Annotated in this window: 18 protein-coding genes; 12 read left to right on the top strand and 6 right to left on the bottom strand. The window is 30.7% G+C overall.

Going from position 1 to position 12,584, the window contains the following annotated elements; translation table 11 throughout:
* Nucleotides 1-194 precede the first annotated feature (194 nt).
* Nucleotides 195-368 (top strand): hypothetical protein, encoded by a 174-nt coding sequence (locus tag BM319_RS24325; RefSeq protein WP_175495568.1) that lies wholly within the window; start codon nucleotides 195-197, stop codon nucleotides 366-368.
* Nucleotides 369-434: 66 nt separating this feature from the next.
* A complete protein-coding gene (locus BM319_RS05660) occupies nucleotides 435-986 on the top strand; it encodes an AAA family ATPase (RefSeq protein WP_091021595.1) in 552 nt (183 codons plus the stop codon).
* A gap of 29 nt (nucleotides 987-1,015) precedes the next feature.
* Here the strand turns inward: BM319_RS05660 and BM319_RS05655 are convergent, their stop codons facing one another.
* Nucleotides 1,016-1,783 (bottom strand): divergent polysaccharide deacetylase family protein, encoded by a 768-nt coding sequence (locus BM319_RS05655; protein ID WP_091021593.1) that lies wholly within the window; start codon nucleotides 1,781-1,783, stop codon nucleotides 1,016-1,018.
* A gap of 285 nt (nucleotides 1,784-2,068) precedes the next feature.
* Here BM319_RS05655 and BM319_RS24910 point away from each other — a divergent pair, with 285 nt between their 5' ends.
* The 4 genes from BM319_RS24910 (at nucleotide 2,069) to BM319_RS05635 (ending at nucleotide 3,614) form a co-directional block, all read left to right on the top strand.
* On the top strand, nucleotides 2,069-2,248 hold the full coding sequence (locus BM319_RS24910) for a hypothetical protein (RefSeq protein WP_069032330.1): 180 nt from the start codon (nucleotides 2,069-2,071) through the stop codon (nucleotides 2,246-2,248).
* A 27-nt stretch (nucleotides 2,249-2,275) separates the two neighbouring features.
* Nucleotides 2,276-2,557, top strand: a complete 282-nt coding sequence (locus tag BM319_RS05645) for a PspC domain-containing protein (RefSeq protein ID WP_069032331.1) — start codon at nucleotides 2,276-2,278, stop codon at nucleotides 2,555-2,557.
* A gap of 91 nt (nucleotides 2,558-2,648) precedes the next feature.
* Nucleotides 2,649-3,179: a nucleotidyltransferase domain-containing protein gene (locus BM319_RS05640; RefSeq protein ID WP_286143685.1), complete on the top strand. Its 531-nt coding sequence runs from the start codon at nucleotides 2,649-2,651 to the stop codon at nucleotides 3,177-3,179.
* A gap of 51 nt (nucleotides 3,180-3,230) precedes the next feature.
* Entirely contained in the window at nucleotides 3,231-3,614 is a 384-nt protein-coding gene (locus BM319_RS05635) for a glyoxalase superfamily protein (RefSeq protein ID WP_091021589.1), read from the top strand.
* 108 nt (nucleotides 3,615-3,722) lie between these two features.
* On the opposite strand, the gene BM319_RS05630 is transcribed toward BM319_RS05635, so the two are convergent.
* Nucleotides 3,723-4,214, bottom strand: coding sequence for an FUSC family protein (locus BM319_RS05630; RefSeq protein WP_091021587.1), 492 nt, complete (start codon nucleotides 4,212-4,214; stop codon nucleotides 3,723-3,725).
* Nucleotides 4,215-4,367: 153 nt separating this feature from the next.
* On the opposite strand from BM319_RS05630, the gene BM319_RS05625 reads away from it, so the two are divergent.
* The gene (locus BM319_RS05625) at nucleotides 4,368-4,679 is read left to right on the top strand and encodes a hypothetical protein (protein ID WP_091021585.1); all 312 of its coding nucleotides are present in this window, start codon (nucleotides 4,368-4,370) and stop codon (nucleotides 4,677-4,679) included.
* A gap of 109 nt (nucleotides 4,680-4,788) precedes the next feature.
* Here BM319_RS05625 and BM319_RS05620 read toward each other — a convergent pair whose 3' ends face one another.
* Nucleotides 4,789-5,658 carry a metallophosphoesterase gene (locus BM319_RS05620; protein WP_091021583.1) on the bottom strand — a complete coding sequence of 290 codons (870 nt, stop codon included), beginning with the start codon at nucleotides 5,656-5,658 and terminating at the stop codon, nucleotides 4,789-4,791.
* A 173-nt stretch (nucleotides 5,659-5,831) separates the two neighbouring features.
* On the opposite strand from BM319_RS05620, the gene BM319_RS05615 reads away from it, so the two are divergent.
* A complete protein-coding gene (locus BM319_RS05615) occupies nucleotides 5,832-6,476 on the top strand; it encodes a response regulator transcription factor (protein ID WP_069032337.1) in 645 nt (214 codons plus the stop codon).
* A gap of 152 nt (nucleotides 6,477-6,628) precedes the next feature.
* The gene (locus BM319_RS05610; protein ID WP_175495567.1) at nucleotides 6,629-7,858 is read left to right on the top strand and encodes a sensor histidine kinase; all 1,230 of its coding nucleotides are present in this window, start codon (nucleotides 6,629-6,631) and stop codon (nucleotides 7,856-7,858) included.
* A gap of 645 nt (nucleotides 7,859-8,503) precedes the next feature.
* Here the strand turns inward: BM319_RS05610 and BM319_RS05605 are convergent.
* On the bottom strand, nucleotides 8,504-8,839 hold the full coding sequence (locus BM319_RS05605; RefSeq protein ID WP_069032339.1) for a L,D-transpeptidase: 336 nt from the start codon (nucleotides 8,837-8,839) through the stop codon (nucleotides 8,504-8,506).
* A 198-nt stretch (nucleotides 8,840-9,037) separates the two neighbouring features.
* Here BM319_RS05605 and BM319_RS24610 point away from each other — a divergent pair, with 198 nt between their 5' ends.
* The 3 genes from BM319_RS24610 to BM319_RS05590 all read left to right on the top strand — a co-directional run bounded on the left by BM319_RS24610 (nucleotide 9,038) and on the right by BM319_RS05590 (nucleotide 11,030).
* A complete protein-coding gene (locus BM319_RS24610) occupies nucleotides 9,038-9,679 on the top strand; it encodes a glucosaminidase domain-containing protein (protein ID WP_069032340.1) in 642 nt (213 codons plus the stop codon).
* Between the two features lie 132 nt (nucleotides 9,680-9,811).
* On the top strand, nucleotides 9,812-10,228 hold the full coding sequence (locus BM319_RS05595; RefSeq protein WP_254664536.1) for a GNAT family N-acetyltransferase: 417 nt from the start codon (nucleotides 9,812-9,814) through the stop codon (nucleotides 10,226-10,228).
* Between the two features lie 361 nt (nucleotides 10,229-10,589).
* Nucleotides 10,590-11,030 (top strand): hypothetical protein, encoded by a 441-nt coding sequence (locus tag BM319_RS05590; protein WP_069032341.1) that lies wholly within the window; start codon nucleotides 10,590-10,592, stop codon nucleotides 11,028-11,030.
* A gap of 69 nt (nucleotides 11,031-11,099) precedes the next feature.
* Here BM319_RS05590 and BM319_RS05585 read toward each other — a convergent pair whose 3' ends face one another.
* Both BM319_RS05585 and lexA read right to left on the bottom strand, forming a co-directional pair.
* Nucleotides 11,100-11,726 (bottom strand): GyrI-like domain-containing protein, encoded by a 627-nt coding sequence (locus tag BM319_RS05585; protein WP_069032342.1) that lies wholly within the window; start codon nucleotides 11,724-11,726, stop codon nucleotides 11,100-11,102.
* A 104-nt stretch (nucleotides 11,727-11,830) separates the two neighbouring features.
* Nucleotides 11,831-12,478 (bottom strand): transcriptional repressor LexA, encoded by a 648-nt coding sequence (gene lexA / locus BM319_RS05580; protein WP_069032343.1) that lies wholly within the window; start codon nucleotides 12,476-12,478, stop codon nucleotides 11,831-11,833.
* Between the last annotated feature and the right edge of the window lie 106 nt (nucleotides 12,479-12,584).

The raw sequence follows: 12,584 nt of genomic DNA, 5'->3' as shown, positions 1-12,584 counted from the left end.
GTTAAAAATTATGAGCTTATTCATAGAAAAACAAATTCATTTGATTAATTTAGTTTAATATTCGATATTAATAGAACTACAAACTGATTAATAAAAACTGCTGGATTACTCTAAGTAAAGGCTATTTGATTAGGATTTATTGCATACTTTTTTTGATGAAAAAGTTGATTGGAATGGAGGGGTGCTCGACTCCTATGGGATTAGCGGGAAGGCTGAGACTCCGCAGGCTTGCCGAGGAGGCTAAAGAATCTCGCCCCATGGAAAGCGAGCATCCTGTAATGGAAATCAACATCACTCTACTCCTTTTACGAAAATTTGGTCATTTAATCGACAAGGATATTTTTTATTTAGAAAGATTTAAATCGTAACAAGGTCATTTAAAGTACTAAATCGAATAAGATAGTATCAATGTTTTAAGATAAGTGGTGATTTAAGTGAAAGATAAAGTACCAAAGAAAATCCATATCATTGGTTCAGTTGGAAGTGGTAAGACGACATTAGCAAGACAAATGTCTAAAAAGCTAAATATACCTTATTATGAGTTAGATAATGTTGTATGGATAAGGCAAAAGGGCCATAAAGATATCAGGCGTTCTGAACAAGAAAGAGAATGCCATTTAGATACACTCATTCGCTCGGATACATGGATTATTGAAGGTGTTCATAGTGAAGAATGGGTAAGTAATAGTTTTCAAAATGCAGAGTTAATTATTTTTTTAGACACAAGCTATTCTGTTAGAACCTACCGAATTATTAAAAGATATTTCTTACAAAAACTTAAATTAGAGAAGTCAAATTATCAACCGACACTTAAAATATTCTTCAAGATGTTTAAATGGAATAAGTATTTTGAAGAAGTGGGGAAACCAACATTTTTTTCAAAGTTTAAAGATTACAATGATAAAATATTGGTTGTTAATCATATAAATGAGGTTGAAGATTATTTTAAAGAATACAGATCAAAAAATATAGGAATCGCAAAATAGCGGTTCCTAATATTTTTATTGCAGCCATCTTAATGCAATGGGATTGGAAGGTTTTCTACTAATTCTGATAAAAATACAAAATGTGCTTCTTCTTTAATTTTAGGTATATATTCCTTTATGACATTTGAGGTAATTTCGCCTGGTTCTCCAACATGTCCAATCGCTATCATAGTTGGTTCTACTTTTACTTTTTCTAATAGTAATCTTGCTTGCTTTTCTATATGTTTATAAGTGTATAAATCATCGAAAAATAACTTGTTTTCAATGACCGGCACGCCTATCTCATCTGCAATTTTAGTAACTACGCTCCGATAATTCGTCTTACTATCGAAAAAAAATAGGCCCCTTTCTTTACAAGCAGTTAAAACTATGCGCATTACTCTTTCATCGGAAGTTGCTTTTGAACCCATATGATTATTTATTCCTATTGCGTATGGGACGTCATCAATAGCGGCTAGAACTCTTCTTCGAATTTCGTCATTACTTAAGTTGGTCTTAATCGCATTTGGACCTAACCAACTTGCTTTTCCTTTCCTCGGTTCCATTGGCAAATGAACAATTACTTCATAGCCTTTAGAATGAGCAACAGTTGCATCCTTTTTAGTTGAAGGTAAAAAAGGCATTACTGCAACTGTTAATGGGATCGGTAGCGAAAGCATTTGGTCCGTTCCTTTCATGTTATTACCAAAATCATCAATCACTATCGCAAGCTTATGATTAGGCTCAGCAAATACTGTAGAGCAGGTAGTAGATAGAGCTACTAATATAGAGAAAATAGAAGTAATCCAAAGCTTCATCGGTAAATCTCCTTTTCCATTAATTACTATGCTCTACTATTTTCTGTGATTATAAAGAAAATAACCGTAAAAATTGAAAAGAAACTAAAATACAACACGTAAATATGATTTTGTGCTCAATTTTAAAAATAAAAATTCAATTAAAATATAAAGTTGAAGATATTATGAGTAGTGTATTGCAGTTCATTTTTTTATTTTAATTCCAATTTTACTTTCTAAAAAGGAACTTTAATTCTGTTGGAGAATGTAATTAAGTTAAAGTTTTGTTTCATCTTAGGAGGATATATGAAAGATTTCCATTGCTGCGCAACGTGTCAGCATTTTAAAGCTGAGAAACAAGTAAAAGGTATGAAATATTATTGTAGTAGATTGGGATTTGAAACAATGACGAACTATAAGTTTAATTGCTGGAGTCCAAATGTGAATGTGAAGAAGTTGATAAATAAGTTGAAAATGGACAGATAGACACATAAATAAAAAGAGGAAGATAATATGAATAGAAATAGGTTATATAAATCAAATACAGATTATGTATTTTTAGGTGTATGTGGAGGGATTGCAGAAGCTTTATCAATCGCATCAATTCTTGTAAGATTGGTATTTGTATTTTTGCCAGTATCTCTTTTAGTCTATCTAGTTTTGGGAGCACTGATGGGAAATGATGATTTTTATTACGTTGAAGATGGAAAGAAGAAGAGTAGGCTTAAAACACTGGTACTTGCTTTTGTTTTTGCTGTAATCGTAATGGTAATTTTATCAAACTTGGGTCTTTAGTAGGCGACCTCAACATAATAAATAACAGATAAGTGTAGAAGGTCCAAAATCGTTTGAGATAGATACTTATCATAATAAGTGAACAGGTGTGGTGAAATTGGACAACAACGAAACCATTTTAGTAGAGAAACAATTAAATATACTTAATGAAATAAACACAATTTGTTTAAATCTAACAATTCAGCTCTGGCTACGTGGAGGGTGGGCAATTGATTTTCTTCTTGGTAAAGTGACCCGAGAACACTCGGATATTGATTTAGTCACTTACATTCAGTATCGGGAAAAATTAGAATGGGCAATGGTTAATGCTGGTTTTAATAAAATCCCAGTCAGTATGCTTCAAACGGATTTCATTAAAGATCAGGTTGAAGTGAGTTTTGTGTTTGTTAGGATAACAAAAGAAGGTAAAATCATTGCGAACGGTTTTCCTGCCTGGGAATGGAGAAAAGATGCTTTGCCAATTCAACAATATGATTTAAAAGGTATTTCAATAAATGTCCTAAATCCATTCCAGTTACTTGAAGAAAAAAAGGTATATGAAAAAGGCACGGGACGCAAGCTTCGTCCAAAGGACATTGAGAGTATGAAAATAATTCAAGGAATAATTGATGAAATAAGCTAATTGAACTAAACGTAATAGATAGTAGTTTAAAAAGAAAAGGAGAGAAAAGAAATGAGCACAACAAAAATTACTATGAAAAGTCCAACACCTATACTTCGTATGTTCGATGAAGATAAGGCAAAAGAATTTTACATAACATTTTTAGAATTTGAGATTGATTGGGAGCACCGATTTGAAGAAGAATTTCCTTTATATATGCAAATTTCTTATAACAACTGTATAATTCATCTTTCTGAGCACCATGGAGATTGTAGTCCAGGTGCAGCTATTCGAATTGAGGTAGAAAATTTAGACTTACTTCATTCAAAGCTACTTTCAAAGAAATATAAATATGCTCGCCCTGGCATCGAAGAAACTCCTTGGAAAACACGAGAGGTTCGGGTTGGTGATCCATTTGGTAATAGAATCGTCTTTTATGAGAACATGAAAGACTAAAAGAATTATTTCAATAATGTGAAGAACAATTAGAGGAATTACTTAAGGAGTATTCTAATTAATCCTCTTAAAAATTGAAAAAATGATTAAATCAGCCAATGTTTTTTACTATTTCAATCCTTTTTTTCTAGATATTAGTGAAGACCAAACGAACTGTATTAATCCTGCAGTCAAGACGCCTACAAGCGTATCCCTCATTCGATCCATCGCATAATCCTTTGATTGATGCTCAAATGCAAAGACAAATAGAATTGTGAGAGCTACCTGGTGAAGTACTTTTTTGTCAAATTTTAAATATTTAGCAATATATGTACCAATTAAAATTAAAAGTCCTAAGGTCCATCCGTTGACTTTTAGATAACTTGCAATTATTACTGTAACTACAATTCCTATCATTGTGCCAATTACTCGCTTGATTGATAAACTAATGGTTTTGTACATTGTCGATTGAATTGTAAGAATAAGAGAAACTGGACCTAGGTAGGGATGTGAGGAACCAAAAAATTTTGAGATTTCCCATGCCAATGTAGAACCAATTGATAATTTCCAAATCAGACTAGTTATATTTTCAGATGAGTTCAGTGATTGTGTTTCTTCCATAAGCACCTCTTGTAGAACTTTTCCATTTTTCTTTTATTATCCACTCAAATTAAATCCATTATGTATGTTTTGTTATTAAGAATAAATATGAAATTGAATACTTATAATAGTGTTTAACTATTAGACAACTAATAATTGAAAAGAGATGAAACAATGATCACAGTCTTATTTGAGTATAAGTTTGAAAAGAAATTTTTAGAGGATTTTAAATCAAGAATAAAAAAATCAGCAGATCCAAAATTTAATTCCGAGCCTTCAAATATTGGAATGAATTTTATGCAAAGAGAAGATGAGCAAAATTATTACTTCAATTTATTTATTAAATATAGAAGTATAGAAGAATATGAAGAACGAACTAGATTTGAAAGAAGTCAGGTTGAATGGAATGAAACTTGGTTTAGTAATGACATTACCCATGAACTATTATCAGTAACAATCTGGAAGGATTTTAGTCCAATGTCCTAACATCTTCTTTGAAAAGTGATTTCTTATACTTCACGAAAATTTTGTGAACTTGGCATAAAAGATAATTTTTATATACCCGCAAGGAATTCATATTTCCTTGCGGGTTGTATCATTTATTCGTTAAAGTAAAAACTGAAATTTCTGGTACACTTAAGAATCGAAACGGAAGCCTAGTTGTTCCTATACCCCGATTAACGTATAAGTTCAAAGGTTTTATATGATGATTTATTTTATATAATCCTTCAGTATAAATAGTTGCTAATGGCGGAGTATAAATTGCTTCGTGAAATGGAAGTTTAACTTGTCCACCATGACTATGGCCAGAGAGTTGTAAGTCAACTGGAAACTCTTTAATTCGTTCTGCTACATCGGGTTCATGTACTAATAAGAGATTAAAGGCGTTTTTTCGTATACTTTTAAATGCTTTTGCTGGATTTGGTCTTCCTAAAAGATAGTCATCCAAACCAATAATATTAAGTTTACTGTGATCTTTTAAGACGATTTCTTTCTGTTCATTTTCTAAAACTGTAAATCCCGATTTTATGAAAACTGATGCTGAGATTTTCTTTCCTGCTCCTCCAACGTCATGATTACCGTAAATAGCATATTTACCATATTTTGCTTTTAATTGTTGAAGTACAGCAGGGATTTGATCTATCTTATTGTATATAGCGCTGTTATCAATTAAATCACCAGTAAATACAATTAAATCAGGGTTTTGGTTATTAATTTGGTCGACAACATTATTTAATTGCTTTAATGTATAATGAGCACCAAGATGGCTATCACTAAACTGAACAATTTTAAATCCTTCCATTTGCTTTGAAACGGAATTTGATGTGATTGTTATTTGATTTACATCTAACATTTTTGGTTCAATACTTTTTGAATAACTATATAAAATAATAGGGAAAATTAACAATATCAACGTAAAAACTATTAATCTTCTAACGATCCTTCGAAATATGGTATATTTCATGTCTATAACCTGCCTTTTATGAATGAATTGATACAATTAAGATTGTAAATAAAATAAATAGAGCACTGACTAAAATTTCAATTATCCTCATGTTTTCACTCCTCCTAGAACAGTTTAAGCTCCTTTTGTTACATGAACGTGACAAAATATCATAATGAACGGAGGGATTAAAAATCAATATTCTAATTGCTGATGATGAAAAAGATATGTTAAAGATCTTACAGGCATATTTCAAAAAGGAAGGATATACCGTTTTCCTAGCAGAAGACGGAGAACAAGCTATCGAAATCTTTTATAGCGAAAAAATTGATTTAGCTATTTTAGATTGGATGATGCCTTTTAATAGTGGAATGAATGTGTGTAAAGAAATAAAGAAAAATGGGGAAACAAAAGTCTTAATGCTAACAGCTAAAAGTGAAGATGAAGACGAATTACTAGCTCTTAAACAAGGAGCTGACGATTATGTAAGAAAGCCATTCCATCCTGGTGTCCTGATTACTAGAGCTAAAAAATTACTAAAAGAGGAACATCTTATTGTAATTGGTAATATAAAAGTAGATTTTAAAGGTAAAATAGCATTTAAAAACGAGGAAAATTTAAATTTAACGAAAAAGGAAATTGATTTATTAAGCTGTTTTGTTCGTAATCGCGGAAATATTTTGTCACGTGAGGATTTATTAGTGAATGTTTGGGGGATTGATTACGATGGAGATGATCGAACGGTGGATACCCATATAAGAAGATTAAGAGAAAAAATAGGAGAAGATCTTATTCAAACACATCGAGGTTTAGGATACAGTCTTATAAAAGAAAAATGAATCGATTAGGAAGAAAAATATCGATAACAATTACATTATGTATTCTTTTTGTTTTTATTTTTTATCTAATGATTAATTCTTATTTATTACCTAAATATTATTTATTTCAGATGAAAAATAGAGTGCATGACCTTTCAACAGAGATAAACAAGATGCCAATGGCTGAGTTTAAACAGTCCATAAATCAATTGGAACAAGAAAATAATGTAACAATCGCTTATGAACCAATTCAAACAAATTTAGACCATTTTAATGGAATATTAAGAGATAATTTATATCAAAAAAGAGTAACCTTAAATAAATTTTGGGTTACAGAAGATACAATAAACCAAGTTAAGAGTGGCAAAAGAATAAGTAAAATTTACGATCAAGGTAAGTTGAAATCTAGTTTTTTAGTCGATTTTATTCAAAAGGATAATGTATTTATTGTAGTGGGTGTCTCTATTGTATATTTAAGTGATGCGGTTCAAATCGTAAATAAGTTTACAATTTATATTATGATTTTCTTGATCTTAATGTTGATTTTAATGGTTTGGATTTGGTCAAAAAAAATAACTGATCCGTTAAAAGAGTTAAAAGATATTTCAATAGAAATCGCCCAATTAGAATTTAAAAAGGCAAAAATTTCAACTAATGATGAAATCGAAGAACTTGCTCAAAGTATTAACGAAATGAGCGATAAATTGAGGATTGCCCATGATGATTTAAATCAACGGAACGCAAATTTAAAAACGTTCATATCAGATATTTCTCATGAACTTAAAACACCACTGGCTTTAATCAAAGCTTATTCTGCAGGCATAAAAGACGGAATAGATGATGGGACCTATGTTGATACAATCATTAGACAAACAGATCAAATAAACCGTTTAATCGATAAATTATTAGAGTTATCAAGAATTGAACGAGAAATATTACATGTCGAACAATTTGACTTAATTAAGCTTTTTGAATCTAGTTTGGAAAACTTTGAAATCGAATTGAATCAAAATAATATCACTTTAACAAAAGAATATATTGGTACGAACCAACTAAATATTGAAGTAGATCGTGACCAATTTGAGAAAGTATTTAATAATTTAATTAGTAATGCAATTAAATATACAAAATACCCAGAAATTAAGATTAAGATTTACGAGGAAAATGAGGAAATTTTATTCAAGATTAAAAATGAAACAAATCTTAAAAATTCTACTCAAATTAAGCAAATGTGGGAACCGTTTTATGTTATGGAGGCTTCTCGAAATAAACATTTAACAGGCACAGGCTTAGGTCTAGCGATTGTAAAATCGATTTTATATCGTCATCATTTAAAACATGATGTGGAATTAATTGATGGTAATATTCAATTTTCAATTCATTTTCCAAAACCCTTACAGTAGAGTATGGGTTTTCACGTTGTTGGAAAACAACCTTGTCAATTTATCAAATTTTCGTAAAAGGAGTAAAGTGATGTTGATTTCCATTACAGGATCTCGCTTTCCATGGGGCGAGATTCTTTAGCCTCCTCGGCAAAGCCTGCGGGGTCTCAGCCTTCCCGCTTATCCAATAGGAGTCGAGCATCCCTCCATTCCAATCAACTAATTCATCAAAAAAAGTTTACGATAAAAATCTAATCAAAAAGCCTTTACTTAGAGTAACATAACAGTTGTTTATTAAACAATTTGTAGGTCAATTAATAAAAACATTAATTTAAAAACAAATCAAATGTAGATATTTTTCTATAAGTTAAACATTACTAGTGTTGTTGGAATAAAAAAAATTCTCAAAAGTATTCACATTTAAAATCAAGAATTAATCATCAAAAAATGATAATTTTATGACTAATAACTGTTCACTTAAAGTACATTTTCCCCATTGGCCATTTTATATTTCAACACTCTAAAAACCCTTACAGTAAAGTAAGGGTTTTTAAATTTTCTTCTTAGGTTTAATATTCAAGCCATAAAGCAGCATTATGGAATTGTAAATTTATTTACACAGAAGTACCTATTAGTCTATGAAAATCGATTTTGTGGGTTTTAGACTTATTGGTGAATAACGACACCTGTACCAATTGTAACCATTGAAGATAACTCAAGAACATCCTTATTGTACATTCGAATACAACCATGTGAAACAAAGTGACCAATAGTCGCAGGATTGTCAGTTCCATGAATACCGTAATGTGGAGCTGATAGTCCCATCCAAAGTACTCCAAAAGGTCCACCTGGATTTGGATGTTTATTAATAATTGTATAGGTTCCTGTAGGAGTAGGAGTAAGCATTTTTCCAACACCGATTGGGTAAGTTTTAAGCAGATTGTTGCCGTCGAAAAGTTTTAGCTGGCGGTTAGATGTAGAAATGTAGATCCAATTAGTCATTTTATCAGCTCCAGTTTTTAACTATAGTATGAAAAATGTTTAATAGTTGTTAAACACAAGAGGAGTAATAGATTCATGAAACTTAAATAGAAAAAATTGTAGAAGTTTTCATTACTTTTCTACTATTTCCTTAGTACGAAGAAAGGAGTAAATGAATACTTTATAGGACAAGCACTTTAAGGAGAGGATTAGTCTATAGTGTCTAATACAATTAAATATTTTCAAGATGCCCAAGAAGTTTCAAAAAAAATTGGCTGGTTAACCGAAGTAATTTATACTCAATGGCAAGTAGAAACAGCACATTTTACGTCTAAAAATTTTAAGAAAAATAACAATATCGCAGGTCAAACGTGGTATCCAGGCTTACCTCTTAGTAGTAGAGGAACAGCTAGACCTAAAAATGAAGGTGGGTATTATATAAAATATAATGATCCAATTCAGGGCTATGTTGATTTTATTTTAAATAATCCGCGGTACAGTAAAGTTAAAACATACAAAACTGCTAATGAACAATTTAAAGCGATTGCTGATGCAGGATGGGCAGCAGATCCTAATTATGCAGATGTGCTCATCTCGGTTAATAATGCAAATATTAAAAATGGATTATATAAAAGGATTATTCAAATTGAATTACATCCTTATAAGGGAATCTTAAAAAAAGGATCAAGGGGAGTGCAAGTAAAGAAAATTCAAGAAAAAATTGGCGTCAAAGTGGATGGGATTTTCGGAATTTTAACCGAAAAAGCAGTGAAAGAATTTCAAAGAAAAAATGATTTAGTAGTTGATGGAATTGTTGGTGTAGAAACATGGGGCAAACTTTTCAATCCAACAAATCTATAAGTTATGTAATCATTTAAAATGACCTGTATGATTCTAAATACAGGTTTTTTAATTTTAACCTACTACATAAGAGGGTTTGAAAGAATTTTATAGAAAAGTTAACTATAAACATTTAAGAATAGGAGAACGAAAGTGGAAATTAGAAATGCGGAAATGAGTGATTGTGAATCAATCGTAATTCTGGATTCTCAAATTATTGAAAGTCGAATTAGGGAAAATCAAATTAAACGATCAATTGAAGAAAATCGATGCATTGTATGTGAATTGAATAAAAGGATAGTAGGTTTTATGATTTATCATAAATTTTTCTTTGGCCATTTATTTATCGATTTAATAATTGTTTCACCAAATACGAGGAGGCTTGGTATAGCAAAAAATCTCATGAAATATGTTGAAGTTTTTTCAGAAAAGAAATTATTCTCATCTACTAACAAATCAAATAGCCAAATGCAAAAAGTCTTTCAATCACTAGGATATATTGAAAGTGGATTGATCGAGAATTTGGATGAAGGAGATCCTGAAATTATTTATGTTAAATTAATAGATTAAACGATATTATCGATAATTTATTTTTTGAAGATGAATAATAAAAATATTATTATTACCCCAATTTTCATTAGCCACTTTCAAATACCCATCGTCAATACTATATAAATTTATTCTCAACAAGTTCTCAAACTTAGATTGAAATAATCCTATCATTTCATAGTTGCATTGAAAAGTTTACTATTATTCACAATAGTTACGAAAAGCGTGTAAAAAGTCCTGATGGATTAAACGATTTGTTACTTTAGGCTAATCAGTATAAAAAAATTTTAAATACATTCTTCCTGTTATTCTATTTATCAGTGCATGATGAATAGTAATAATATATAAATGCTCCAATTATATCACTACAAGGAGTGGAAATATGGATTTTAAAAGGGAATTCATCTTAAAAACAAAAGCAATATATAAAGAAACTGTTACAGAAAATATGGCATACAGTAAGATGTGTGAGAAATTCGAATCATATTTTATTGATTTAAAGGAGTCTTTAAAAAAGGAAATTGAAGTTTCGAATGGTGAGTTTGATATTATGATTGATAAAGATAGTGTGATTGAGGTCTTATTAAATCAAAGAGAGTTATTAATTACGATTGATGACGCTGGGGTAGTAGTTAGTATTAAATATTTTGATGAGGTACAAAATGAACAGGTTGAAAATAAGATTGATATAATTGAATATGATGGTGGGGCATATAAGAGTCAAGTCTTTCAATCACCTATTACTAGAAATATAATCGATAATTATTTAGCCATTGCGTTTAGAGATGATTTAGAGAAGAATTTTGAAAGCTATAGTGAATGACAAAGTGATATCTTCTAGGGGACTGATCGTATGTCTAGAGCTTGGAACTTCCAAGCTCTTTTATTTTGGCTATCGTTCTTCGACTTGAAATCTTAAAACAGTTTTCAATTTATCAGGTTGTGTTTTTCTTGCATCAGAAATATAGATTTCTTTATGTGTTTTTTGCACTCTTTCTAGGTTATTCTCTAAACAGAACTCTTCCATTAATTTAAAAGTTCTTGGCTCGTCATCATAGCTTCCGATGTGCATGGTTTGAACACATAAGCCTTCAGTGATCAATTCGAGTTTTACGTTTGCTAGCAGTGGACTTTTCTTTTTCTGTTTAAGTTGATCTAAAATGATATATGTTAAATCTTCTGTAACAAAGTCGGGTTGTCTAATCATTAATTTATATAAAAGATGTTCTTTATTTATATAGTCTAGTTTTCGACCTTCTTTATCTAAATCCCAAACACCTTCAAGAGGGAAGACTGTGTATTCATAGTATCCTTCTGGAACAATGTCTTTTTTGGGCAACATTTTAATGGCATAGGCTAAAGAATAAAGTGCTTCGACATTTTCTTTAAATAAATCATTATTGGGATTGCCTTTGCCTTCAATCGTTATATATTTAAAGGTTGGTATTTTAATTTTACTAGTCTTACTTTTTGGTAAATAAATTTCTTTTAAACTTTTTCTCCACTCGAGTTTACTCACTAAAAAATCTCCCTTAATAATAAGTCAGTTGGTTTATTTTGTTATAACTATGCTTGTTAAAAACAAAAAGCAATCACATAAATATGTCATTGCTTTTAAAAAGTTTAATGATATGTACGATAGACTCCTATTACTTTTCCTAAAATTGATACTTGTTTTAATAAAATAGGAAACAGGGCATCATTTTCAGGTTGAAGTCTAAAATGGTCGCTTTCTTTATAAAAGCGCTTTACAGTAGCTTCACTATCTTCAGTCATGGCAACAACAATTTCGCCATTTTCAGCAGTGAATTGTTTTTTAACAATTACAAGATCGCCATTCAAAATACCAGCATTGATCATACTATCTCCTTCTACTCGAAGCATAAAAACTTGTTCGTTAGATGGAGCGACAGATGTCGGTAAAGGGAAATATTCTTCTACGTTTTCGACTGCTGTAATTGGAATACCTGCAGTTACTTTACCGATTACGGGAATGTTAATAATATCGTTATAGATTTCACTGTATGATGCTTGTACTTCATTTACAACCGCAGCTGTATCGCCAAGAATCTCGATTGCACGCGGTTTCGTAGGGTCTCTTCGAATATAGCCTTTTTGTTCTAGTCTCTCTAGATGACCATGTACTGTAGAGCTTGAAGCTAAACCAACAGCCTCAGCAATCTCTCGAACTGAAGGTGGATAACCTTTAATTTTTACTTCGTCTTTAATATAAGCTAAAATTTCTGCTTGCCTTTTCGATAGTTTGTTCATTCGAATTTCCCCCTTGCCTATAAAATAGATAATACGTTCCTCTTTATTTTTTTCATTATATCATGATAGGATATGATATACAAACGTTAGTTCTATTTTTTATTAA

Source organism: Bacillus sp. UNCCL81 (genome assembly GCF_900112535.1).
Lineage (GTDB): Bacteria > Bacillota > Bacilli > Bacillales > Bacillaceae_G > Gottfriedia > Gottfriedia luciferensis_B.
The sequence above is the reverse complement of the archived record's forward strand: the minus strand, read 5'-3'. Positions and strand labels throughout refer to the sequence as shown.